The following is a 23,782-nucleotide window of genomic DNA, read 5'->3' as shown; positions in this document are numbered from 1 at the left end:
AATTAATGTGATTTTGGTTTTGGGCCTTCGTTAATAGTTTTGCCTACTAGTATTAAAAATAGCAATCCTAAAAGCATATATAAAGCAACAAAACCTAATAAAGTAAATAATGTATTACCAGAAGAAACAGTAGGAGAGACGCCTTCGCTTGTTTTTAATAAGCCATAAACAAGATAAGGTTGTCTACCTAATTCTGCAGTGTACCAGCCTGTAATATTTGCTATATATGGAAATGGCACTAAAAACATTATAATCCATAATAACGGTTTTATGGTATATAGTTTTTTTCGCCATAAAAAGAAAATAGCTAAGAGCATAACACTAATAAAAATGGTTCCTAATCCTACCATTATATGGTAAGAGTAGTAAAGGGCAGGAATGTTATCTGGTAATTCTTCTTTTTTAAATTGATCCATTCCTGCAATTTGCCTATCCCATTCTTGATAAGTTAAAAAACTTAATATATTTGGAACAGCAATTTTATTATCTAGTTTTTTGTCTACCATATTAGGTTGACCTATAAGTACAATTTCGGCACCAGCATCTTCAGTTTCAAAAATACCTTCCATTGCAGCAAATGTTGCTGGTTGATATTTTACTACATTTTTTGCATTCCAATCTCCAGTAGGAAACGCAACTAATACACTAGAAATTAATCCAAAAATAACTCCTGTTTTTAAAAATAGTTTTCCGTATTCAGAATGTTTATTTCTTAAAATATAAAACGCACCAATACTAGCTACTACAAACGCAGACGTTACAATAGATGCCATTTGGTTGTGCAGAAAAGCTGGTAGTAACCACGGATTAGTAAACAATGCAGAAAAGTTTTCTAAAACAAATTTACCATTGTCTAAAATCTCATATCCAACAGGATGTTGCATCCAAGCGTTTGTGGCTAAAATAAAATATCCGCTAGCCCAAGAGCCTAAAAACACTAAAAATCCTGTTAAGAAATGTAGTTTTTGGCCCATTAATTTTTCACCAAAAATAAATAAAGCTAAAAATGAAGATTCTAAAAAGAAAGAAAACAGACCTTCCATAGCTAAAGTTTGACCAATAATGCCACCAGTAAGTTCTGAGAATTTTGCCCAATTTGTACCAAATTGAAATTCCATTGGTATGCCTGTTACAACACCCATGGTAAAATTAATAGCAAAGATTTTCATAAAAAACTTTGCCGCATTATTATATTTTTCTGTTTTAGTTCTTAAATATGTCCACTTAAAATAAACTATCATTAATGATAGTCCCATGGTTAATTGCGGAAATATGTAGTGGAATGTGATAGTAAATGCAAATTGCAATCTATCGTAAAAGAGCATGTCTTCCATATCTTTATATTAGACTATAAAAATACGAAGTAGAAAATAAAGATTATGTAACTTATATTACAAAAAATGAGTTAAACTGAAGTTTTTATAATATTTATTATTTCGTTTTTTTGAAGTACTCCAGATTGCCTCCAAACTTGTTTTCCATTTTTAAACAAAATCATTGTTGGTACACCTCTTACTTGATATTTTGAGGCTAAATTTTGATTTTTATCAACATCAATTTTAATAATAGAAACATTGTCTCCTAAATTATCTTTTACTTGTTTTAAAATTGGCGCTAATGTTTTGCACGGTCCACACCATGTAGCAAAAAAATCAACTAAAACAGGTTTCTCTTGATTTATTATTTCTGAAAATTTACTCATCATTTATTTTTTTGTAGTTTAAAATAAGACTTTATTTATAAGCTATACTTTAGGTAAATGTAAAATGTAAAACAAATAGTTTGTATAAATTTAAAAAGCTTTCCTACAGGAAAGCTTTTTAAAAGCCAATAATTATTATAATTATTCGTCTAATAATAAATTTAATGTCACATTAATATTATCGCGTGTTGCTTTACTAAACGGGCATACCTCATGCGCTTTTTCAACTAAATCTTCTCCGGTTTTTAAATCTACACCAGGAATATAACAGTCTAAAGTTGCTTCAAGGCAAAAGCCTTCGTCATCTTTACAAAATCCTATAATTGCAGTAACGCTTAAAGCTTCTTTGTCTATTTCAATTTTTTCTGCTTCGGCTACAGCTTGAATAGCACCTCCAAAACATGCTGCATAAGCTGCTCCAAAAAATTGTTCTGGATTAGCACCATTACCACCATCGCCTCCCATAGATTTTGGTACAGATAAATTAAAGTCTAATGGCCCGTCTTCAGATTTTATATGTCCTGTTCTACCTCCTGTAGCTATTGTAGTTGCTTCGTATAAAGTTTTCATTGTATATATTTTTATGGTTAAAGTATTAAAGATACTCTCTAAGAAAAATATAAAGAAATCTACGGTCTTAAATTTCTCATAAATTTAAATTTATAAGAGTGTTAGGCTGTTTTTTTAGCTTCATTTTTATTAGAAATATAAACTTCTAATAGTTTGGCATTACCAGAAATAATATTTATTTTTTTAGTTATTGCAGGTAATAAAACGGTTTCGCCAATTTTAATAGTTTCTGTATATAGTCCTATATTTATTTTAGCTTCTCCTTCTACACACATTAAAATTATAAAAGAATCTAAATTAGTATAATCTTTAGATTGTTTTTTAGTGACGTCTAAAATATTTGTAGTAAAGTAGTCGCAGTTAACAAGATTGCTGCTTGTGTTTGGTTTTAAATTGTATTTTGCTTTACCGTTTGAATTAAAATGTTTTGTAGCTTGTTCTGCAAGTTTGGTATGTAATTCTCGTTTGTTACCTAAACTGTCTGTTCTGTCCCAATCGTAAACACGATATGTAATATCTGATGTTTGTTGTATTTCTGCAGCTAAAACACCGGCTCCTATAGCATGAACTTTTCCTGCTGGAATAAAATAACTATCTCCTTTTTTTACTTGTTCTCTATTAAATACGTTATCTACGTTATCTGCGTTTATGTGGTTTAGTAGTTCTGTGTTTGTGGTTTTATCTTTTAATCCTAATACAATATCTGCATTATCATCGCTATCCATTATATACCACATTTCGGTCTTACCAAAACTATTATGGTGTGTTTTTGCCATTGCATTATCAGGATGGACTTGTACAGAAAGATCTGTTTTAGCATCTAAAAATTTTATTAATAGAGGGAAGTTATATCCAAAAGTAGTAAAGTTGTTTGTACCTAAAAGTTCAGCCTCATATGTTTCAATTAAAGACTTTAAGTTAGTTCCTTTGTAAGCACCGTTGCTAACTTCAGAAATATTTCCGTTAACGTCTGATATTTCCCAACTTTCACCAACATTGTTTTTTGTTGTATTCTTTCCTAATAATTCTCCTAGTTTATTTCCTCCCCAAATTTTTTCTTTTAATATTGGATTGAATTTTATTGGATATACTTTCATGATTTTTGTTTTAAAACTTGGTTAAATATTGTCGGTTAACAAACTGATTGTTGACTTTTAATTTTTTTAGATATTCAATAACCGAGAATAAGCTATGAAATAAAGAAAGTCTTATGTTTTGTTTTTTTGTAACTTCAATATTGTAATTATTAATTAGTTCTTGATTCTCTTTAATTGCTTTTATTAAACTGTTTAGTCCTTTATAATTAGTTTTAAGTAAGTTAGTGGATATGTAGCCTAAAGAATTTAGATTAAAATTGTTAGACATAAATCTAGCGCCAGCTTTTACTGCAGAAATATCAGATTTAAACTTTTTAATATTAACAACAGATACATTATTGCATTCTTCACTTATTTGTTTTAAATGGTTGTAAGTGTTGTCTTTACTGTTATTGTTTACTAGACACAATTCTAAATTTTTTGTTTGTTTTATTTCATTTATAAAAAATGAAATATCTATTTCTTTTTCATTATTATGAAAGATTATAATTATGCCTGTTTTCACAATTTGGGATTTAAATTATTTGTAATTAGACTACTTTTAACTGTGTGTGAACAGTTTCTTTTTTGCTTTCTTTTTTTCCTCCATAAATCCATGCAATTTGTCCTAATTGAAATACGATTTTTACAGAGTCTTTCATAGATAGTTTAGAGCCATCTGCATGAATCCATCTTTTTAATGGTTGCTCGCAAAGCATTGCTTTTGCTTCTTTTAGTCCAAAGTGGATACTCATTCTTTTAAAGATTTCAACATCAAAAATCCATTGTGTTACAAACTTTTTACCGAAAGCAATTTCTATAACATCCTTATGGAAAATTTTAGCACCACATTGCGTGTCTTTAAAATCCATTTTTAAGATTTTTCTAATGATGAAATTTATAGTCATACTAATAACCTTTCTAGCAGACTCTTTAGTAATATTTGCTCCCATTCTTGAGATACGAGATCCACTTACAATTTTAAAATTTGAAGTTTCAATAGTTTTTACTAAATCGTCAAAATCTGCTAAGTCTGTAGATAAGTCTGCATCTAAAAAGCCTATGTAGTCTAAATCTTCTTTTTTAGCCATATATAACATTCCTAAACGTACAGCTTCTGCTTTTCCTCCGTTTTTTTCACAGTCGTAAACTGTAATAAAATCTTCTCTTCCTTTTTGTAAATCTTTTAAAACTTCTAGGGTTTTATCTTTACTACCATCATTAACAAAACATAGATGGTAACCAGAATTTTTATCGATATAGCTTAAAAATTCTTCGCTTAATAAACGTTCTTCTTCATTATAACATGGGATTACAACACCAACACAACGCTCTTGTATCATTACATTACTTGTCTCAACAGTATTTTGTACTTCTGGAGCACCAATTAAGCGTTTTACACGTGCACTAATCTCGTTTAAGCTTAGTGGCTTTTTCATGTAATCATTAATTCCTAACTCAAAGCCTTCAGTAATAGTTTTATCTTTTGTATCTCCAGATAAAACCATTATTGGAGTTTGAGCATTTTTAGTTACTCTTATATGTTTAACAACTTCTAAACCAGAAATTCTAGGCATATTAATATCTACAATTACTAAATCTGGGCTAAAAGATTCGTATAATTCTAAACCTTTAGTTGCATCTGTTTCTATTTTTACTTCATAACCTAATTCGGCTAATCTTTTTTGTAAAGGAAGTAATACTAATTGTTGGTCGTCTATTGCTAAAACTTTCATAATAATTGTGTTTAATTGTTTTTTGATACTACAAATTTACAGGAGATATCTTCCTGAAAATTCTTATTTCGTTTAACCTATATTTAAGTGTCGACGAATGGTAGATTGTTGTAGATAATTAAAAATTGAGTGAGTATTTAATTTATTTATCTTTACCACAATGTTATAGCTTAGGCTTTAAATGAAAGAAACCTCAAACAAATACTTAATCGCAGCCATACTTTTGGCATTGGCCTTTCATGGTAGTTCCATATTTTTTACTTTGGAAACTACTTATGATGCGTTAATACATTTGTTTTTCGCAGACCATTATGCCAATAGCTGGTTCGAACCTTGGAATTACGAGTGGTATACTGGCTTTACTGTACAAAGTTATCCGCCTTTGGTACATCAATCTATTGGATTGTTGTCTATGATTGGTGGTTTAAAGTTTGGGATGTTTAGTGTTGCTTTAATTGCAATTGTGCTGTTTGTAACTGGTACCTATCGTTTTTCATTAATGATGACTGCAAACAAAACCGTTGCTGGTTATGCGTGTGTTTTGGCTGTATTTAGCTCGTCGTTTGTAGAAACGCTTCATATATTTGGGCAATTACCAAGTATTGTTGGGGTTTCGGTGTTAATGCATGCCTTGCCAGAAATTTATTTATGGTTAAAAACAGGTAAAAAATGGTACTTGGCAACCAGTTTATCTTTAATAGCTGTTACGGTTACTTCACACCATGTGACACCTATTTTTGGAATGGTGTTTTTTATATTCCCTTTAATTGGTATGGTAATTATGGACGTTTCGCGTGAGCAAGTAAACACCATGAAAGAAGTTACCTTCAAATTATTTTTAAATAGTTTTTTCAAGCTTTTTAAGCGTATTGTAAGCTTTGGAATGCTGTCTTTGGTATTAATTATAGGCTGTATTTTTCCGTATTGGTTAAACTCTAAAGCCAACCCAATTACACAAGTTCCAATTCCTCATGGCTCTCGTGATAATTTTCTTGAAATTACATCGTCTGGTTTGGTATTCTTTTTAATTCCTTGGGGAATTTTACTCGTATTATTACCTTATATATTTTACAGATATTACAGTAAACGTTACTTGTTTTTTGGTTTATCGGTTACAATTTGTACCATTTTAGGAACAGGAGGTACCACACCAATCCCTTTAAAAATATTAGGCGAAACTGCATTTAACATTTTAACCTTAGATAGATTTACACTTTGGGCTTCCATATTATCTATTCCGTTAATGGGAGAATTTGCCTATCGTTTTGTAGAAGGTGATTTAAAAGAACTCATCCAGTCTAAATTTGGTGCTGTTTACCACAGAATCATAGGTGGAATACTTGCTGGATTAATGGTGTTTATGGTCGTGTTTACCATGAGTTTAAACTATTTTAGACCATCGCAACCACAAAAAATAAAGATGTTGCCAATTGTTAATTTCTTAAATCAAGATGATCACGATAAATGGCGCTTTTTAACCTTAGGTTTTGGCGACCAAATGGCTTGGTTAAGTGCACAAACTAATGCCATGACCATAATCTTCATATTTTAAAGGTTTTATTATATAACCAGCAACACCAGTTTTATAGCACTCTAATAAATCTCTTTGGTTATTAGAGATTGTTAAAATAATAGTTGGTATATATCTTAAAATTTCGTCTTTTTTTAAGATTTTTAAAAATTCAATACCATTTATTTTAGGCATATTTAAATCTAACAAGATTATATCTGGTAAATTATCTTTTTGTTCTAAAATTTCGAGAGCATCTTCTCCGTTATTAGCTTCAATAATTGTGTGGTCTAATTTTAACGTAGAAATTGTTCTATTCAATTTCATTATTTCAATCATATCATCTTCAATAAGAAGAATTTTAAGTTTTTTTACCATTATGAGGGTGTTTTTTTGAATTTTTTGGAAAGTTACATCAATAGTAAAATTTAAAACTTAATAATCGTTTATATCGATTTAAGTGTAGACGAATGACGCTTAAGTGTAGACGAATGGTTTTTGCTATTCTTTACAATACTGTATAGATTTTAAAGTATTTATTTTTGCATAGTGTCTTATTTTTTCAAGCTCTTGTAAGAAAGTTAAAGAATATTTGTCTTCATTTTTTTTGTCTAAGTGCATTTCGAAAAACGAAATGAATTCTAGCTGTTTTAAATTATTATGTAGATTATTGAGGTGCTGCTTTTTTGTAGAAAAGAGTTGTACCGTAGTCGTTTTTTTATTTGAAGAATTTTTATCTGTTTTTAGAATTCTTGAAAACTGTTTTTTAGAAAAAATCATTTTAGTGTAGGTAATTAATTAATATATAGGACAATATTAATTTTATTTCTACTTGATTTTTTTAAAATTCTATGTGCGAAGTTTTTGTGTCGATAGAATGTAGTTTACTATCGATAAATGATTTTATATTTATAAGTATTAGTTATATAATTTCTGCATTAATACCGGCTTCTAAGATTTTAGAACATCTAGGTTTTAAATCTTTAAGATCTCCGGTTTTAACAGTACATTGCCCTTTATAGTGTACTAGTATTGTGCATTGTTCGGCTTGTTCTGGAGTATGATCGCAAGCTTTAATTAATGTTTCTATTACGTGGTCGAATGTGTTTACGTCGTCGTTATAAACAACAATTTCGTTATTTGGTTTTTCTAAAGTTTCGACGTCGTGTTGTTCTTGTATTTTTTCTTTCGTGCTCATTTACAAAAATTTACAATTACTAAAGTATTAATTTTCAAAATGTAATGCAACCCAATTATTTCGATTTAACTTATTTTTTAACTTTAAACCGTTTGCGTTACATTCTTTTTCTATAATATCTATATCTGTTTCATAAAAACCGCTTAAAAATAGTGAGCCATTAGGATTTAGACATTTACTATAGGTTTTGATATCGTTTAAAAGAATATTACGATTTATGTTGGCTATAATAGTATCGTATTTTTGGTCTATAAGTAAAGTGGCGTCGCCTTCAAATACTGATATTTTTTTGCAATTATTACGTTCTGCATTTTCTATACTATTTAAATAGCACCAATTGTCTATATCTATAGCGTCTATAGAACTTGCTCCTTTCATTTCAGCTAAAATGGCTAATACAGCAGTACCACAACCCATATCTAAAACAGATTTTCCTTGAAAATTGTTTGCCATTATGTGCTGAATCATCATGTGTGTTGTTTCATGGTGACCTGTACCAAAACTCATTTTAGGTTCTATAACAATATCGTATTGTGTGTCTGGTTTGTCGTGAAAAGGAGCACGAACAGAACATAGGTTGTCAACAATAATAGGATTAAAGTTTTTTTCCCATTCACTATTCCAGTTTACTTGCTCTATTTCATCGAAGGTATAAGTTATTTTGAATTCGTTATTTGTTAAAACATATATGTCTTCTAAGATGTTTTCTCTCCATTCTTCTTTTTGAATGTAAGCTGTTACTCCTGTTTCTGTTTCTACGAAGCTTTCGAATCCTGCATATCCTAATTCTGCAATTAAAATTTCGGTTGCTGGTTGTAATGGTGTTACTGTAAAATAATAACCTATGTAAATTGTGTTTGACATTGTATTTGCTATGTTTCTAATAGATGTGTTGCGTTAGCGGTTGAAATGGTATCCTTTTTTTGCTGCCATATATGGTAAAAAAAGATATAATGGAAGACGCTACTTTTTGCAATCCTGTAAAATAAAAAAACTTTATAGTATTGTAAAAAGTAACGCCTATATTATTAGTTTAAAATGCGTTTACAATGGCTATAAAATCTTCGGCTTTTAATGATGCTCCTCCTATTAATCCGCCATCTACATCTTGCTTGCCAAAAATTTCTTTAGCGTTTGCAGGTTTTACACTACCTCCATAAAGTATGGTCATGTCTTGAGAGACTTGTTCTCCATATTTATTGTTAAGTGTTTTACGAATAAATTGGTGCATATCTTGAGCTTGTTCTGGGCTTGCTGTTTCTCCGGTTCCTATTGCCCAAACAGGCTCGTAGGCTAAAACAATGTTTTTAAAGGCAGCAGCGTCTAAGTGAAATAGTGCATTTTTAATTTGATTTTCTACTACTTTTTCTTCGTTTCCAGCTTTTCTGTCTGCTAATTCTTCTCCAAAACAAAAGATTACTCGCATATTATTTTTTAATGCAGCGTCTACTTTTTTAGCTAAAAGCTCATCAGTTTCATTAAAATAAGCACGACGTTCGCTATGTCCTAAAATAACGGTTTGTATACCAACACTTTTTAACATAGATGCGCTAACTTCTCCTGTATAAGCACCATTGTCTGCAAAGTGCATATTTTGTGCTATAACTTCTATATTAGAGTTTTTTGTAGAATTAAAAGCTTGATAAAGGTTTACTGCCGTTGGAGCAATCATTACCTCGGCATTTGATGTTTGTTTTTGCTTTAATAAATTTGAAATTAATGTTTCAGTTTCTGATAAATCATTATTCATTTTCCAATTTCCTGCTACTATGTTTTTTCTCATAATATGTCCTGTAAATACAGGTGGTTTTTAGTTATAATTTTTTATTGTAATGTTACTTTTGGATCTAACCAAGCATATATAATATCTACAAAAATATTGATAATTATAAAGAGTAGTGCAATAATTAACACAGAACCCATAATTACAGGTAAATCTAATGTGTTTAATGCGTTTACTATTTCTTTTCCTAGGCCATTCCAGCCAAAAATATATTCTACAAAAACTGCTCCAGCAAGCATAGATGCAAACCAACCGGATATTGCCGTTACTACTGGATTTAAAGCGTTTTTAATGGCGTGTTTTTTTATAATTTGAAATTCGCTTAAACCTTTTGCTCGTGCTGTTCTAATATAATCTTGATTAAATACTTCTAGTAAGGAGTTTCGCATAAGCTGAATTACAACAGCTAGCGGACGTATACCTAAAACGAATGCAGGTAGTATTAGGTTTTTCCATTTAATATTTACGTTTTCTCCGTAGTTGTCTAACTCGAAAAGGCTACCAGTCATTTCTAAATTGGTGTACTTGTGAAGGATAAAACCAAAAAACCAAGCAAATAAAATGGCGCTAAAAAAAGAAGGCACACTCATACCAACAGTACTTAATATTTGTATTGTTTTGTCTAAAAACGTATCTTTTTTTAAAGCAGAAATTGTACCTAAACTTATTCCTAAAAGTAATGCAATTGTAATGGCAGAAATGGCTAAAACAAATGTGTTTGGTAATGTTTCTGTTAATACGCTACTTACTTTTTTACCTTGTTTTGTAAACGATTCTCTTAAGTATGGAAATTTTAATACAGTTGTTGTATTGTTAATTGTAAACAATCTTGTTGCTGTGTATTTGTTTTCTCTTAAATAAGTATAATCTTCTTTTTTATTAGAGTGAAACGAAATAGGAGAGAGGTCGTTTAAATAATATAGGTATTGTGTACTTACAGATTTATCGAACCCATATTTTTTTTTAACGATGGCTAATTGCTCGCTATCTTCATTTTGACCAAGCATCATCTGTGCAGGATCTCCAGGTAAAATGTTGAATAAAAAGAATATTACAGTAACTACTCCAAATAATGTAAGTAGTGCGTAGATTGTTTTATTTAGGAAATAGCTTAGCAGATTTTTTTTATTTGGTAAAGTTATAAGGACAAAATATTAAAAAAAAATTATTCTTTCTCTTCGTCCTTTTTTAATTCAATTTTAATCATACTAGTGTATGACGTATTATTTGCAGCATTAATTGAGTCTAGCACATCGCCTTTAGACCTTTCTTTTAGTACAGACATTTGCTCAATAGTTTCACTGTCTAAATTCTCTGCATCCTCTTTTGTAGAAATAGTATTATTAATAAGAAATAATGTTGATTCTCCAATAATTGCTGGCTCAACCTCAGATTCAACCACAGGTAGCTCTAAATCATCCACATCGTTAAAATGTTCTTTTTGTATTACTGTTCCTTTTTTTAATTTTAAAATACCAGGATTAGAACGAACAACAGTTTTTAAAGCTTTTTCATCACAGAGGTAGAAGTTAAAATTAAAACCATATTTGTCTTTTGCATATTGTTTTGCATCGTCTCCAGAAGATGATAAACCAATTACTGTATAACCATTTTCAATGGCTTTATCTGTAGCTTTTTTTATGTTTTTAAGTCCGGTTTCATTTGCGGTTGCAAGGTTATATGCAACTACAATTATAAGGTTTTCTTTTGCTAAAAAGTAATCGGTTAAATTTTCCTCATTAGTTTCTATAGAGAAGTCTTTAACTGGAGGATCGTATCCTTCTTCAATAATCTTAGTTTCTACTCCAACATATTCTCCATCTACATTTGGATAGCTACCATCTGTAACATACTCTACATTTTCTCCACCAACATTAAAAGTCCAAGTAAACTCTTGTATTGCTTTTGGCGCATCTTCTGGTACAACCATGCCTTCTGCAATATTTTTGCCTACAGCATAAGCTCTAAAATCCCAAGTTGGTAAATGCATTAACACATGGTATCCAAACCATAAACTACCAATAAAACCTAATAAAGCAAGAATAGTTGTTGGGAATTTACTAAATACAGGTTTAATGTGTTTAATACCAATAACTAATACAAGAATAAGAATAAGCAATATTAAGTCTTTAGTAAAGCTTTCCCAAGGTTTCATAGGAAGGAAGTCACCAAAACATCCACAATCTTTTACAACATCAAAATATGCAGCATAAAAGGTTAGGAATGTAAAGAAAACAATCATTGCTAGTAACATCCATACGGTAAATTTTTTCTTGTAACTTATTAATAGAAAAACGCCTAGTACAACTTCTAATACAACAACAAATACAGAAATGCCTAAAGCATAAGGTTCTAAAAAAGGAAGGTTTAAAACTTCTGCACTAAAATACTCTTCTAGTTTATATGAAAACCCTAAAGGATCATTTAATTTTATTAATCCAGAAAAGATAAATAATCCTCCAACTAATATTCTACAAATGTTTACTAAGTATTTCATAAATGTGTTATTGTTTCTGCTAAAGCAGCTATATGTTTTAGTTATTCTCGTTTAAATGTATCATAGCAAAAATGGCGTAATTAATCATGTCTTGATAATTAGCATCAATACCTTCGCTTACAATTGTTTTGCCAGCATTATCTTCTATCTGTTTAACTCTAAGTAGTTTCTGTAAAATTAAATCGGTTAAAGAGCTTACGCGCATATCTCTCCAAGCTTCACCATAATCGTGATTTTTGTCTTGCATTAATTGTTTGGTGGTCGCTACTTTTTCATCGTATAAAATAGTTGCTTCTCTAGTAGATAAATCTGGCTGTTCTACAACACCTTTTTCTAATTGAATAAGCGCCATAATACAATAGTTTATTATACCTATAAACTCACTTTGCTCACCTTCGTCAACTTTTCTAACATCATTTTGTTGTAAACCTCTAATGCGTTGTGCTTTTATAAAAATTTGATCTGTAAGAGATGGTAGTCTTAAAATGCGCCAAGCACTGCCATAATCGCTCATTTTATTAATAAATAGATTACGACAAGTTTCTATAACCGCATCGTATTGTTTTGAAGTATCTTGCATATGTTGTTACAAATTTGCGTAAATTTCGCATAAAATTGTCTAAAATTCAAGGTTTCATGTTTATACTTTTTAAATGTGATACAAACTACAAAGATAAAGGTACAAATGACCATTAATTGCAAAGGAAAACTTATAGATTTATCTACACCAAAAATAATGGGTATTCTTAATGTTACACCAGATTCTTTTTACGATGGTGGAGTATATAAAGAAGAATCTAAAATTGTTAATCGAGTAAAAATAATGCTGGAAGAAGGCGCTACTTTTATAGATGTTGGCGCATACAGTTCTAAACCAAACGCAGATGAGGTTTCTGTAGATGAAGAATTAAACCGCATACTTCCAATAATAGATGTGTTATTGAAGCATTTTCCAGATATTGTAATTTCTGTAGATACGTTTCGTGCTGAAGTTGCAAAACAATGTATAGACAAAGGAGCTGCTTTGGTAAACGATATTTCGGCAGGACTTTTAGACGAAAAAATGTTGGAAACGGTTGCTAATTTAAATGTACCTTACATTATGATGCACATGCGTGGCACACCAAAAACTATGCAGCAACAAACTAACTATAATGATATTTTAAAAGATATACTTTTTTATTTTTCTGAAAGAATAACTAAAGCAAGAGCATTAGGTATAAAAGATATTATTTTAGATCCAGGTTTCGGATTTGCTAAAACTACAGAGCAGAATTTCGAATTACTAAACATTTTAGAAGGCTTTAAAATAACCAATTTACCTTTCTTGGCAGGATTATCTAGAAAATCTATGATATACAAAATATTGCAAACCAGTCCAACCGAAGCATTAAATGGCACTACAGCATTAAACATGATTGCTTTACAAAAAGGTGCAGCTATTTTACGTGTTCACGATGTAAAAGAGGCGATGGAATGTGTTACGCTTTTTAATAAACTTAAATAAATGAAAAAAATATTATTTGCTTTATGCCTATTAGTTTTATGCGCTTGTGGAAAAAAGAAAGCTGTATTGCTTCCAGAAATACAAAACGCTAAAATTACTGAGATTAAAGATGTGTCTCCAGCCTATCTTTTTTACGATGAAACAAAACCAGATAGTTTAGATTTAAACAGAGCTAATTTAATAATCTCGACTAATTGGTTAGTTAATGTAGACAAGCGTTTAACTTTAAAACAAGTAATTCCAGCAATAAAAAAACTGCAAAACAAAAAACGAAACTCAAGCCATAAAAACGAAAATGCTCGAAATTACTATACTTGTAACGATACAAGTATTAAAAATTTAGGATTTATTGATTTTACAGATGTTGTTTATAGAGTAGGAGATGAAGATGTAGAACTTGAAAATGATTATGATATCTATCATTTAATAGTGGATAAAGAGAAACAAATTCAAATTGTTGATACAAATAGAAAAATAATTAAAACAGATTTTAAAAATGTAATTGAAGTGCTTCAGGATTTAAGTGAAAAAGCAAAACTTCAGAATATGTTAACTCTATCTTTTATCAAAAATATTAGTTTTCAAGACTATATTACAATTAAAGCATTATTATTAAGTGCAGAAATAGATAACTTAAAAATTAGCAATTCAGAATTTATTTCAGATTAACTCAATTTCATTAAATTTACAAAAACCATTCTCTATTGGAAATTTTCGACAACATTTTAAACTTCGGTATTAAAGACTATATAGATGTCTTCCTTGTTGCTTTGCTTTTATACTATGTATATAGGTTAGTAAGAGGCACTGTAGCAATAAATATTTTTTTAGGAATTGTTGTTATCTACTTTATCTATTTAATTGTAGAAGCATTACAAATGGTATTACTAACAAAAATACTTGGAGGTTTTATAAGTGTTGGTTTTATAGCATTAATAGTTGTGTTTCAGCAAGAGGTTAGGAAGTTTTTATTAATGATTGGGTCTACCAATTTTGCTAGTAAACGTGGGTTTTTAAAGCATTTAAAGTTTTTAAAAATGGAAGGCGTATCTTCCTCTTCTACAGATATAGATGTTATTATTGCTGCATGTAATAAAATGTCAACAACAAAAACAGGAGCACTAATAGTATTAGAACGCGAAAATAATCTTGATTTTTTGGTCACTACAGGAGACGAAATGAATATTAAAGTTACACAACCAATTATAGAAAGTATTTTTTTTAAAAACAGTCCGCTTCATGATGGAGCTATTATTATAGAAAATAACGTTGTTAAAGCAACACGTGTAATATTACCAGTAAATAACGAGAAAACTATACCGCAACGTTTTGGGTTAAGGCATAGAGCAGCAGTTGGTATTACCGAAAAAACCGATGCTATTGCAATAACAGTTAGTGAAGAAACAGGACAGATTTCTTGTTTTAGAAACGGAACATTTGTAGATTTTAAAGATACTACAGAACTAATAGATTTAATTAAAGAAGATTTAATTTAATAGTTTAAAAAAACATTTTACTAAGCAACATCAGCTTTTAAAAACTGTACTTCATAAAGATTTCTGTAATATCCATTTTCTTTTTTAAGTAATTCTTTGTGAGTGCCTTGTTCTACAATTTTACCGGCATCCATAACAATAATCTTATCTGCTTTCTGTATGGTTGCTAGTCTATGGGCAATAACTATAGAGGTTCTGCCTTTGGTAATTTTATCTGTAGCGTTTTGTATCAATTGTTCGGAGTAAGAATCTACCGAAGAAGTCGCTTCGTCTAAAATTAAAATACTTGGGTTTGTAACGTATGCTCTTAAAAACGAGATTAATTGGCGTTGTCCAGAACTTAACATGGCACCACGCTCTTTTACATTATAAAAATAACCGTTTGGTAAACTAGAAATAAAATCATGAATACCAATATCTTTTGCCGCTTGTATTACTTGAGATTCGGTAATCTCTGGATGATTTAATGTAATATTTCCCATAATAGTATCTGCAAACAAAAAGACATCTTGTAAAACTACAGCTATTTGATTTCTTAAAGAGGCTAGTGTAACTGTTTTAATATCTATATTATCTACTAAAATTTCACCACTATTAATTTCGTAAAAACGGTTTAGTAAATTAATAACTGTAGACTTTCCAGCTCCAGTAGAACCAACAATGGCAACAGTTTCTCCAGCTTTAACATTTAGAGATATTCCTTTTAAAACTTCTTCATTTTCAACATAACTAAAATGAACATCTTTAAAAGTAATAGCACCTTTAAAATCTTGAGCTTCTATTGTGCCTTTATCATTAATTTGTGAAGTAGTATCAATTATTTTAAACACACGTTTAGCAGCAACCATGCCCATTTGTAATGTGTTAAACTTGTCTGCAATTTGTCTAAGAGGTCTAAATAATTGTGGAATCATCATTATAAACATAAACAATTCACCTGCGGTTGCAGTACTGCTAATAACAACCATTAAACCTCCAAAATAAACAATTAAACCAGAGGTAATGCCAGAAAGAAAATCTGCAATTGGAAAAAAAATAGAATTGTACCAAATCGTTTTTAACCAGCCTTTTTTATGGCGTTCATTTATGGCTTTAAAGTTTCTATACTCTGTTGCTTCTCTTGTAAATAATTGTAGAATTTTCATTCCTGTTACACGCTCTTGTACAAAAGAATTAAGGTTGGAAACCTCTGTTCTAACTTCTTCAAACGCTTTTTTCATATAGCGTTGAAAAACCTTTGTAGCATATAAAACAATTGGCATAGTTACAAAAACTATTAAACTCAATTTAAGATTTGTATATAGCATAAATGCAGAAATTGCAACCATGACCATTAAATCTCTCATAATCATAAACAGGCCTTGACCAAAAATATCTGCTATACGTTCCATGTCTGTTACGGCACGTGTAATAAGCATTCCAACTGAAGAATTATCATAATACTTCATCTTGAATTTTAGCATGTGGTTAAATAATATTACACGAACGTCTTGTACAATATTTTGGCCAAGCCAAGCAGCATAAAATTGAAAAAAGAACTGAAATATTGTTTGTAAAACCAACAAAATAACCATTACAATAATGTAATATAAAAAGCCTTTTTCTATTTTTAGTTTTATATGGTTATCTATAGCTACTTGAAGTAATTTGGGAGTAGCAATACTTAATCCTCCAATAATTAAAACAGATAATAGTACACCATAAAAAACAATTCTATATGGTTTTGTGTATTTAAACAAACGCTTAAATAATGTAATATCAAATATGTTTTCTTTTTTATTGCTCAATGTTATTTTTTTATGTTTTCAGGATATTCAATTGCTGTTAAATATAAAGCATGTGCCGGAACCGAAAAACCAGCTTCGCTTCTGTTTTTAGATTTTATAATATCGTGCATCGATTCAACTTCAAATTTACCAATTCCAATATTAATAAGCGTTCCTACAATAGCACGAACCATATTTCGTAAAAAACGATCTGCTTTAATTGTAAAATGAAGCTCATTATCTACAATCTTCCATTCGGCTTTCATTATATTACAATTATAAGTTTTTACATCTGTATTGCTCTTAGAAAAACATTGAAAGTTTTTATACTCCAATAATATTTTGGTAGCCTCTCTAACCTTGTTGATATTTAATTTTGGCTTTAATAAAAAAGCTTGTTCTGTATTAAAAGGATTTTTTTCTAAGGCAATTCTATATAAATATTGTCTGCTTAAAGCATGAAACCTTGCATGTGCATCAGGTTTTACTTCAAAAATATTTTGAATTGAAATATCCTCAGGTAAAAACGAATTTAATTTATAAATAAGCTTAGGAGTATCAAAAATAATTTCAGTGTCAAAATGAGCGAATAGTTGCGTAGCATGCACTCCCGCATCAGTTCTGCCAGCTCCCATAGTAGCTATAGGTTCTTTTAATAAAGTAGAAAGACCTTTTTCTAAAACTTCTTGCACCGATATAGCGTTAGGCTGAATTTGCCAACCATGATATGCTTTTCCGTTGTATGAAAGTTCTATAAAATATCGCAAAGAAACTTGTATTTTTGTTTTTTTAAAGACACAAAGATAATTGTTTTTGTTCCTAAAGAAATGCTAAAAAAATAAAAAGATTACCGCTTTCGCGGAAAGTAAGCATGAAAAAAATACTTCTACTTTCAGATACACACAGTTATATTGATGATGATATTTTAAAATACGTTAAGCAAGCCGATGAGGTTTGGCATGCAGGAGACATTGGCGATTTAAAAGTTACAGATGCAATTTCAAAATTAAAGCCATTACGTGGTGTTCATGGTAATATAGATGGTGATAAAGTACGTTTAGAATTTCCTGAAAACAATAGATTTATGTGTGAAGGTGTAGATGTTTGGATAACCCATATTGGTGGCTACCCTAATAAATACAATATAAGAGTTAGAGAAGAAATATATAAAAATCCACCTCGAATTTTTATATGCGGACATTCGCATATTCTTAAAGTAATGCCAGATAAAAAACTTAATTTAATACATATGAATCCAGGCGCAGTTGGTAAACATGGTTTTCATAACGTAAGAACGATGTTACGCTTTACAATAGATGGTAAAAAAATTGAAAATTTGGAAGTTATAGAATTTCCTAAAAGGTATTAAAAAAGCCTAAGTAAAACTTAGGCTTTAGGTAATTTCGTTTAATTCGTATTAACCATGAATCGTTCTTTTACAATCCTTCGTTCCTTCAGAACATTTCGTACATCCAATTTTTTGATTTGGTACACAGCCAGTAGCACTACTTGAACAAGAAACACTAGTACATGATACACCATCAAAAATTAAATTATTTTTAGCATCTATTGCTAATAAACTTGTTGTTGTTGTTGTTTCTTCATGATACGATCTTAAATAATACACGTCATCAATTTTAATAACTTCTGAAGATTTAAAAACAAAAGGAGTTGCGCTTTTTGCTGAAAAATCGGTTTCTAATAATTTAATAATTCGCGTTTTTTCAGCATTTGATAAAGTAGGTTCGTCCGTGCTTACATCATTGTTTTCGCAAGAGGAGAATATAATTGATACTAAAATTAGGATGATAATTTTTTAAAGTGTTTCATGTTTTAAAGTATTTAGGTTAATAATAATAATAACCAAAAAAAAAGCCCAAGATCTTCACCTTGGGCTCACGCACTAATACTACTAAGATGTTAGGTTTATCGCAATCTATCTACAGATTTTACAAGATCTTCATCCTTTTTAATCGCCTTATTAGCCAAAGCTAATAACACAATAGACAGAATTGGAAGAAAAATCCCAATACCTTTCTCAGAAACCAAAGCTTCTCCAGATATGTTTAGAGATTGATAGGCGAAAAATCCTAGTAAAATAAAGTTTAATATGATGTTAAGTCGTCCCAATACAAATTGCAACTTCCTATTTTTAAACATAAATATAGATAACAAAGATAAAGCTGCAGAGCCTAAAAATAGACCAAAATATAACAACTCATCCATTGCAAAGATTTTTACATCTTCGTTTGTTATCCATAAATGAAATACAAAAATCAATCCAGCCGAAATTCCAGCGGCAAGCAGTAAATAGACAGATTGAATACGTTGTAACATTTATTTTATTAAAATAATTTCAGCTCCAAAAATATAACTTCTTTTGGAAATTTTAACTAAAAACTTAAAATAAAGTTGTATTATTGCATAAGCGCATTGCAACAATCACATTAGCAACGCGTTATTCTTCAAATTTTATATTATAATTTTCTTCGGAAATTTTCAACAACATATTTTTCTAAAAATATCAATAAACAATTCATGTTTGAAATCTCACAATTAAAAGAAATGAAGCTTCCTGAATTGCAGGAAATGGCTAAAAAACTTAGTATACCAAAGTTTCGTTCATTAAAAAAATTAGACTTAGTTTATCAAATCTTAGATAAGCAAGCATCTAACCCAAAGGCAGTACAAGAAGTAAAAGTAGATGCACCACCAGCAAAATCAACTACAACAAAAACTCCAGCTAAGCCCAAAAGAGAACGTGTACAACGTACCACAGCAAATAAACCTAACCCAAGAACAAAGTCTCAACCAAAAGCTAATCAAGAAACTTTAGCTTTTAAAGAAGACGATGTTAAAGAAAATAATGCTGATAAAGATAAAAAAGAGGTAAAAGAGAGTAAAGAGGATAATAAGCAAGCGCAATCAAAAACGCCTGCAAAAACTCAGCAGCCAAAACCACAGCATAAAAAGCCTGTTCATAATCATCAAAATAAAAAAGACGATAAAAAGGAAAATAACTCTAATCGTCAAAACAATAATCAAAATAAACACCAGAATAAACACCAAAACCGAAATCAAGGTAAAAATGGTAATACACATGGTAATAACGATAATCGTAATCGTTATCGAGAGCCGGATTTTGAATTCGATGCGATTATTGAGAGTGAAGGTGTTTTAGATGTCATGCAGGATGGTTATGGATTTTTAAGATCTTCAGATTATAATTATTTATCATCTCCAGACGATATTTATGTGTCGCAGTCTCAAATCCGTTTATTTGGATTAAAAGTAGGAGATACAGTATTAGGAAATGTTAGACCTCCAAAAGAAGGAGAAAAGTATTTTCCACTTATTAGAGTGAATAAAATAAATGGACAGAGTCCAGATGTGGTTAGAGACCGTGTGTCTTTCGAGCATTTAACGCCATTGTTTCCTCAAGAGAAATTTAACATTGCAGAGAAGCAATCTACAATTTCTACACGTATTATGGACTTGTTTGCTCCAATAGGAAAAGGGCAACGTGGTATGATTGTTTCCCAGCCAAAAACTGGTAAAACAATGTTGTTAAAAGATGTTGCTAATGCAATTGCTGCGAATCATCCAGAAGTATATCAAATGATTTTACTTATAGATGAACGTCCAGAGGAAGTTACAGATATGCAACGTAATGTAAGAGGAGAAGTTATTGCTTCCACTTTTGACAAAGAAGCACATGAGCACGTAAAAATTGCAAATATTGTTTTAGAAAAAGCAAAACGATTAGTAGAGTGTGGACACGATGTTGTTATTTTATTAGATTCTATTACACGTTTAGCAAGAGCTTATAATTCTGTACAGCCAGCATCTGGAAAAATATTGTCTGGAGGTGTAGATGCAAATGCATTACATAAACCAAAACGTTTCTTTGGAGCAGCACGTAATATTGAAAATGGAGGTTCTTTAACAATTATAGCTACCGCATTAACTGAAACAGGCTCTAAAATGGACGAAGTTATTTTTGAAGAATTTAAAGGTACTGGTAATATGGAATTACAATTAGATCGTAAAATTTCTAACCGTCGTATTTTTCCAGCTATCGATTTAACATCGTCAAGTACAAGACGAGACGATATACTTTTAGATGATAAAACTATTCAAAGAATGTGGGTAATGAGAAAATACCTTGCAGATATGAATCCTGTAGAAGCTATGGAGTTTATAAACGAACGTTTTAAACAAACAAGAACTAATGAAGAATTTTTAATCTCTATGAACGGTTAAAATCTCTATATTATAAATAAAAAAGCCTTGATAATTTATCAAGGCTTTTTTTATGGTGCGTTTTTTAGAAATCTAAACTAAAACATTAAAGTGTATTTTAATGCTTATTTATTGTAATAAAGGATTATTAATAAGACATTAATAATTCTTTGTATTCTCTTAAATCAGAGATGTTAGATTTGTTGTTAAGATTTCTGGTTAATGAAATTAAATATTTAAGGCTTTCTACAGGAGAATTTTCGTCACTAATATCTTCATCGGTATCTTCTTCTATAGGTTCATCTTGAGGAATTGGAATAAAAAAGTTTCCGAAAGATTCTATGTGTTCGTATGTTAATCTTAACACTTTAACAACTAAGGGAATTTCTTCTTCTAAAGCAAAAACACGTAATGCTTTAATGTCATCAATCAATGTAGTTGTATTTATACCAGTTTTATCAAGATTTTCAAGAATGTTATCAATAGCTTTAATTGCGTTTGTATTTTCCAAATTCGTAAGATTATATGATGGTTGATTTTTTATTAATTGCAAATTTATACTTTTTGAAATTAATATAGAGACCTTATTTAGAGTAAATTTTTAGAAAATAAAATTATGCAAAACAAAAAAACCTATCGATAATTCGATAGGCTTTAAATATTGTGTTTCTTACTCTAGCTTATATTGCAGCAACGTGCTTAGCTAAACCAGATTTTAAATTAGCAGCTTTATTAGCATGAATAACGTTTTTCTTCGCTAATTTGTCTAACATAGAATGTACAGAAGGTAATAAAGCTTCTGCTTCTTTCTTGTCAGTTAACTCACGTAATTTTTTAATTGCATTACGTGTAGTCTTGTGCTGATATTTATTTCTTAAGCGCTTAGATTCGTTACTTCTAATTCTTTTTAATGCTGACTTATGATTTGCCATTTGTTTCTTTTTTCTTTTTTAAAAATTGTAGCCCGTAGGGGAATCGAACCCCTCTTACATGGATGAAAACCATGCGTCCTAGCCGATAGACGAACGGGCCATTTTATTTTGAGTGTGCAAATATAAATTTTATTTTTATTTCTGCAAATAATTTTTTCAAATAACTTTTACAACGTTTCCATTGCGGATGCAAAAATACAACTATTTTCTACTTTTGCAAGAGCTAATTAAATTTTTTTTTAAAAAAATTTAATTAATAAGCTTTTGCAAATAATACTCTGCGTTTAGATGGTTTTCCAGAATATACACAAATGCCGTCAACCATCTCTCCTTCAAGAGGTAAGCAGCGTATAGTTGCTTTTGTGATTTCTTTTATTTTATCTTCAGTTTCAATTGTACCATCCCAATGTGCTGAGATAAAACCTCCTTTTTCTTCTAAAACAGACTTAAATTCATCAAAATTTTCAACTTCAGTAATGTGAGAATTTCTAAAATCTAATGCTTTATTAAAAAGTGAGTCTTGAATTTCTACCATTAAACCTTCAACTTTTTCAATTAAAGAGTCTAAAGACACTGTTTCTTTAGTTAAAGTATCTCTTCGTGCTAATTCAACAGTTCCATTTTCTAAATCTCTTGCTCCAATGGCTATACGTAAAGGAACTCCTTGTAGTTCATGTTGTGCAAATTTAGCGCCTGGTCGATGTGTTGTTCTATTATCAAACTTTACTGTAATTTGTTTAGCGCGTAAATCTTTCATGATACCATTTACGACTTCTGTAATTTGGTCTAATTGTTCATCTGTTTTATATATAGGAACAATTACAACTTGATTTGGAGCTAAGTTTGGTGGTAATACTAAACCTTGATCATCACTATGTGTCATGATTAAAGCTCCCATTAATCTAGTTGAGACTCCCCAAGACGTAGCCCAAACATGATCTTGCTTTCCTTCTTTATTAGTAAACTTTACATCAAATGCTTTTGCGAAATTTTGTCCTAAAAAATGAGATGTTCCTGCTTGTAAAGCTTTTCCGTCTTGCATAAGTGCTTCTATACAATAAGTTTCATCTGCTCCAGCAAAACGTTCGCTTTCAGATTTTAATCCTTGAATAACAGGTATAGCCATAAAGTTCTCTGCAAAAGTTGCATACACATTATTCATGGTTTCTGCTTCAGTAATAGCCTCGGCTTTGGTTTCGTGTGCTGTATGTCCTTCTTGCCATAGGAATTCTGCAGTACGTAAAAATAATCTTGTACGCATTTCCCATCTCACAACATTTGCCCATTGATTAATAAGTAACGGTAAATCTCTGTAAGATTGTATCCATCCTTTGTACGTATTCCATATAATAGCTTCGCTTGTAGGTCTTACTACTAACTCTTCTTCTAATTTAGCTTCAGGATCAACTCTTAGCTTACCTTCATTGTCAGGGTCATTTTGTAATCTGTAATGAGTAACAACTGCACATTCTTTTGCAAAACCTTCTGCGTTTTTTTCTTCGGCTTCAAATAAGCTTTTTGGTACAAATAATGGGAAATAAGCATTTTGATGGCCTGTTTCTTTAAACATTCTATCTAATTCTGCTTGCATTTTTTCCCAAATAGCATATCCATAAGGTTTTATTACCATGCAGCCTCTAACTGCTGAATTTTCAGCTAAATCAGCTTTTACAACTAATTCATTATACCATTTTGAATAATCTTCTGCTCTTGTTGTGAGTTTTTTGCTCATATAATGTCTTTTGGCACAAATATTGTGACTATGTT

General features: G+C 30.3%; 25 protein-coding genes, 1 tRNA gene and 1 pseudogene. 6 read left to right on the top strand and 21 right to left on the bottom strand.

What is annotated here, in order from left to right:
* Positions 1-2: 2 nt before the first annotated feature.
* From CLV86_RS13295 to CLV86_RS13270, 6 genes are all read right to left on the bottom strand, one after another.
* Positions 3-1,334, bottom strand: coding sequence for a cytochrome ubiquinol oxidase subunit I (locus CLV86_RS13295; protein ID WP_121053034.1), 1,332 nt, complete (start codon positions 1,332-1,334; stop codon positions 3-5).
* 71 nt (positions 1,335-1,405) lie between these two features.
* Positions 1,406-1,702 carry a thioredoxin gene (gene trxA / locus CLV86_RS13290; RefSeq protein ID WP_121053031.1) on the bottom strand — a complete coding sequence of 99 codons (297 nt, stop codon included), beginning with the start codon at positions 1,700-1,702 and terminating at the stop codon, positions 1,406-1,408.
* Between the two features lie 141 nt (positions 1,703-1,843).
* On the bottom strand, positions 1,844-2,272 hold the full coding sequence (locus tag CLV86_RS13285; RefSeq protein ID WP_121053029.1) for an organic hydroperoxide resistance protein: 429 nt from the start codon (positions 2,270-2,272) through the stop codon (positions 1,844-1,846).
* A gap of 101 nt (positions 2,273-2,373) precedes the next feature.
* Complete coding sequence (locus CLV86_RS13280; RefSeq protein WP_121053027.1) at positions 2,374-3,369, bottom strand: type I phosphomannose isomerase catalytic subunit; 996 nt, start codon at positions 3,367-3,369, stop codon at positions 2,374-2,376.
* A 10-nt stretch (positions 3,370-3,379) separates the two neighbouring features.
* Positions 3,380-3,874 (bottom strand): glycosyltransferase, encoded by a 495-nt coding sequence (locus tag CLV86_RS13275; protein WP_076732229.1) that lies wholly within the window; start codon positions 3,872-3,874, stop codon positions 3,380-3,382.
* A 25-nt stretch (positions 3,875-3,899) separates the two neighbouring features.
* Positions 3,900-5,084: a response regulator gene (locus tag CLV86_RS13270; protein ID WP_121053025.1), complete on the bottom strand. Its 1,185-nt coding sequence runs from the start codon at positions 5,082-5,084 to the stop codon at positions 3,900-3,902.
* Positions 5,085-5,265: 181 nt separating this feature from the next.
* On the opposite strand from CLV86_RS13270, the pseudogene CLV86_RS13265 reads away from it, so the two are divergent.
* Positions 5,266-6,621: pseudogene (locus tag CLV86_RS13265) on the top strand (hypothetical protein); the annotation flags it as partial.
* Here CLV86_RS13265 and CLV86_RS13260 read toward each other — a convergent pair.
* From CLV86_RS13260 to CLV86_RS13225, 8 genes are all read right to left on the bottom strand, one after another.
* Positions 6,592-6,972: a response regulator gene (locus CLV86_RS13260; RefSeq protein WP_121053023.1), complete on the bottom strand. Its 381-nt coding sequence runs from the start codon at positions 6,970-6,972 to the stop codon at positions 6,592-6,594. The pseudogene CLV86_RS13265 and the gene CLV86_RS13260 overlap by 30 nt on opposite strands.
* Positions 6,973-7,095: 123 nt before the next feature.
* Entirely contained in the window at positions 7,096-7,374 is a 279-nt protein-coding gene (locus tag CLV86_RS13255; RefSeq protein ID WP_121053021.1) for a hypothetical protein, read from the bottom strand.
* A 142-nt stretch (positions 7,375-7,516) separates the two neighbouring features.
* Complete coding sequence (locus CLV86_RS13250) at positions 7,517-7,792, bottom strand: ATP-dependent Clp protease adaptor ClpS (protein WP_076732249.1); 276 nt, start codon at positions 7,790-7,792, stop codon at positions 7,517-7,519.
* 27 nt (positions 7,793-7,819) lie between these two features.
* Positions 7,820-8,656 (bottom strand): 50S ribosomal protein L11 methyltransferase, encoded by an 837-nt coding sequence (gene prmA, locus CLV86_RS13245; RefSeq protein WP_121053019.1) that lies wholly within the window; start codon positions 8,654-8,656, stop codon positions 7,820-7,822.
* Between the two features lie 169 nt (positions 8,657-8,825).
* The gene (gene tpiA, locus CLV86_RS13240) at positions 8,826-9,575 is read right to left on the bottom strand and encodes a triose-phosphate isomerase (protein ID WP_076732251.1); all 750 of its coding nucleotides are present in this window, start codon (positions 9,573-9,575) and stop codon (positions 8,826-8,828) included.
* 41 nt (positions 9,576-9,616) lie between these two features.
* Positions 9,617-10,693 (bottom strand): ABC transporter permease, encoded by a 1,077-nt coding sequence (locus tag CLV86_RS13235; RefSeq protein ID WP_121053017.1) that lies wholly within the window; start codon positions 10,691-10,693, stop codon positions 9,617-9,619.
* A gap of 47 nt (positions 10,694-10,740) precedes the next feature.
* Positions 10,741-12,072, bottom strand: a complete 1,332-nt coding sequence (locus CLV86_RS13230) for a BT_3928 family protein (protein ID WP_121053015.1) — start codon at positions 12,070-12,072, stop codon at positions 10,741-10,743.
* Positions 12,073-12,109: 37 nt separating this feature from the next.
* A complete protein-coding gene (locus CLV86_RS13225; RefSeq protein WP_121053013.1) occupies positions 12,110-12,652 on the bottom strand; it encodes a DUF1599 domain-containing protein in 543 nt (180 codons plus the stop codon).
* A 105-nt stretch (positions 12,653-12,757) separates the two neighbouring features.
* Between CLV86_RS13225 and folP the strand changes: the two genes are divergently transcribed.
* The 3 genes from folP to cdaA are packed head-to-tail and all read left to right on the top strand — an operon-like array spanning position 12,758 to position 15,075.
* On the top strand, positions 12,758-13,579 hold the full coding sequence (folP, locus tag CLV86_RS13220) for a dihydropteroate synthase (protein ID WP_121053012.1): 822 nt from the start codon (positions 12,758-12,760) through the stop codon (positions 13,577-13,579).
* Positions 13,580-14,248 (top strand): hypothetical protein, encoded by a 669-nt coding sequence (locus CLV86_RS13215; RefSeq protein WP_121053010.1) that lies wholly within the window; start codon positions 13,580-13,582, stop codon positions 14,246-14,248.
* Positions 14,249-14,283: 35 nt separating this feature from the next.
* Entirely contained in the window at positions 14,284-15,075 is a 792-nt protein-coding gene (cdaA, locus tag CLV86_RS13210; protein ID WP_076732256.1) for a diadenylate cyclase CdaA, read from the top strand.
* A gap of 20 nt (positions 15,076-15,095) precedes the next feature.
* Here the strand turns inward: cdaA and CLV86_RS13205 are convergent, their stop codons facing one another.
* Positions 15,096-16,862: an ABC transporter ATP-binding protein gene (locus tag CLV86_RS13205; RefSeq protein ID WP_121053008.1), complete on the bottom strand. Its 1,767-nt coding sequence runs from the start codon at positions 16,860-16,862 to the stop codon at positions 15,096-15,098.
* Between the two features lie 2 nt (positions 16,863-16,864).
* Positions 16,865-17,608, bottom strand: a complete 744-nt coding sequence (gene truA / locus CLV86_RS13200) for a tRNA pseudouridine(38-40) synthase TruA (RefSeq protein WP_121053006.1) — start codon at positions 17,606-17,608, stop codon at positions 16,865-16,867.
* Positions 17,609-17,712: 104 nt separating this feature from the next.
* Here truA and CLV86_RS13195 point away from each other — a divergent pair, with 104 nt between their 5' ends.
* Positions 17,713-18,210: a metallophosphoesterase family protein gene (locus CLV86_RS13195; protein WP_121053004.1), complete on the top strand. Its 498-nt coding sequence runs from the start codon at positions 17,713-17,715 to the stop codon at positions 18,208-18,210.
* Between the two features lie 557 nt (positions 18,211-18,767).
* On the opposite strand, the gene CLV86_RS13185 is transcribed toward CLV86_RS13195, so the two are convergent.
* On the bottom strand, positions 18,768-19,178 hold the full coding sequence (locus CLV86_RS13185) for a DUF4293 domain-containing protein (RefSeq protein WP_076732260.1): 411 nt from the start codon (positions 19,176-19,178) through the stop codon (positions 18,768-18,770).
* 201 nt (positions 19,179-19,379) lie between these two features.
* Between CLV86_RS13185 and rho the strand changes: the two genes are divergently transcribed.
* Positions 19,380-21,104: a transcription termination factor Rho gene (rho, locus tag CLV86_RS13180; protein ID WP_076732261.1), complete on the top strand. Its 1,725-nt coding sequence runs from the start codon at positions 19,380-19,382 to the stop codon at positions 21,102-21,104.
* A 127-nt stretch (positions 21,105-21,231) separates the two neighbouring features.
* On the opposite strand, the gene CLV86_RS13175 is transcribed toward rho, so the two are convergent.
* The 4 genes from CLV86_RS13175 to proS all read right to left on the bottom strand — a co-directional run bounded on the left by CLV86_RS13175 (position 21,232) and on the right by proS (position 23,747).
* The gene (locus CLV86_RS13175; protein ID WP_076732262.1) at positions 21,232-21,594 is read right to left on the bottom strand and encodes a hypothetical protein; all 363 of its coding nucleotides are present in this window, start codon (positions 21,592-21,594) and stop codon (positions 21,232-21,234) included.
* Between the two features lie 169 nt (positions 21,595-21,763).
* Positions 21,764-22,015, bottom strand: coding sequence for a 30S ribosomal protein S20 (gene rpsT / locus CLV86_RS13170; protein ID WP_076732263.1), 252 nt, complete (start codon positions 22,013-22,015; stop codon positions 21,764-21,766).
* Between the two features lie 28 nt (positions 22,016-22,043).
* Positions 22,044-22,115: transfer RNA gene (locus CLV86_RS13165), tRNA-Glu, on the bottom strand.
* Positions 22,116-22,268: 153 nt separating this feature from the next.
* Entirely contained in the window at positions 22,269-23,747 is a 1,479-nt protein-coding gene (gene proS / locus CLV86_RS13160) for a proline--tRNA ligase (protein WP_121053000.1), read from the bottom strand.
* Positions 23,748-23,782: the final 35 nt, after the last annotated feature.

It is taken from the genome of Lacinutrix venerupis (assembly GCF_003663945.1).
Classification (GTDB): domain Bacteria; phylum Bacteroidota; class Bacteroidia; order Flavobacteriales; family Flavobacteriaceae; genus Lacinutrix; species Lacinutrix venerupis.
The sequence above is the reverse complement of the archived record's forward strand: the minus strand, read 5'-3'. Positions and strand labels throughout refer to the sequence as shown.

What these genes read in the sequence shown, in the direction of transcription:
- tpiA (WP_076732251.1), bottom strand. Translation starts at nt 9,575, where the DNA reads ATGAGAAAAAACATAGTAGCAGGAAATTGGAAAATGAATAATGATTTA.
- proS (WP_121053000.1), bottom strand. Translation starts at nt 23,747, where the DNA reads ATGAGCAAAAAACTCACAACAAGAGCAGAAGATTATTCAAAATGGTAT.
- CLV86_RS13285 (WP_121053029.1), bottom strand. Translation starts at nt 2,272, where the DNA reads ATGAAAACTTTATACGAAGCAACTACAATAGCTACAGGAGGTAGAACA.
- CLV86_RS13215 (WP_121053010.1), top strand. Translation starts at nt 13,580, where the DNA reads ATGAAAAAAATATTATTTGCTTTATGCCTATTAGTTTTATGCGCTTGT.
- CLV86_RS13225 (WP_121053013.1), bottom strand. Translation starts at nt 12,652, where the DNA reads ATGCAAGATACTTCAAAACAATACGATGCGGTTATAGAAACTTGTCGT.
- CLV86_RS13280 (WP_121053027.1), bottom strand. Translation starts at nt 3,369, where the DNA reads ATGAAAGTATATCCAATAAAATTCAATCCAATATTAAAAGAAAAAATT.
- CLV86_RS13185 (WP_076732260.1), bottom strand. Translation starts at nt 19,178, where the DNA reads ATGTTACAACGTATTCAATCTGTCTATTTACTGCTTGCCGCTGGAATT.
- folP (WP_121053012.1), top strand. Translation starts at nt 12,758, where the DNA reads ATGACCATTAATTGCAAAGGAAAACTTATAGATTTATCTACACCAAAA.
- rho (WP_076732261.1), top strand. Translation starts at nt 19,380, where the DNA reads ATGTTTGAAATCTCACAATTAAAAGAAATGAAGCTTCCTGAATTGCAG.
- trxA (WP_121053031.1), bottom strand. Translation starts at nt 1,702, where the DNA reads ATGAGTAAATTTTCAGAAATAATAAATCAAGAGAAACCTGTTTTAGTT.
- CLV86_RS13260 (WP_121053023.1), bottom strand. Translation starts at nt 6,972, where the DNA reads ATGGTAAAAAAACTTAAAATTCTTCTTATTGAAGATGATATGATTGAA.
- prmA (WP_121053019.1), bottom strand. Translation starts at nt 8,656, where the DNA reads ATGTCAAACACAATTTACATAGGTTATTATTTTACAGTAACACCATTA.
- CLV86_RS13230 (WP_121053015.1), bottom strand. Translation starts at nt 12,072, where the DNA reads ATGAAATACTTAGTAAACATTTGTAGAATATTAGTTGGAGGATTATTT.
- CLV86_RS13270 (WP_121053025.1), bottom strand. Translation starts at nt 5,084, where the DNA reads ATGAAAGTTTTAGCAATAGACGACCAACAATTAGTATTACTTCCTTTA.
- CLV86_RS13295 (WP_121053034.1), bottom strand. Translation starts at nt 1,334, where the DNA reads ATGGAAGACATGCTCTTTTACGATAGATTGCAATTTGCATTTACTATC.
- CLV86_RS13255 (WP_121053021.1), bottom strand. Translation starts at nt 7,374, where the DNA reads ATGATTTTTTCTAAAAAACAGTTTTCAAGAATTCTAAAAACAGATAAA.
- rpsT (WP_076732263.1), bottom strand. Translation starts at nt 22,015, where the DNA reads ATGGCAAATCATAAGTCAGCATTAAAAAGAATTAGAAGTAACGAATCT.
- CLV86_RS13195 (WP_121053004.1), top strand. Translation starts at nt 17,713, where the DNA reads ATGAAAAAAATACTTCTACTTTCAGATACACACAGTTATATTGATGAT.
- CLV86_RS13250 (WP_076732249.1), bottom strand. Translation starts at nt 7,792, where the DNA reads ATGAGCACGAAAGAAAAAATACAAGAACAACACGACGTCGAAACTTTA.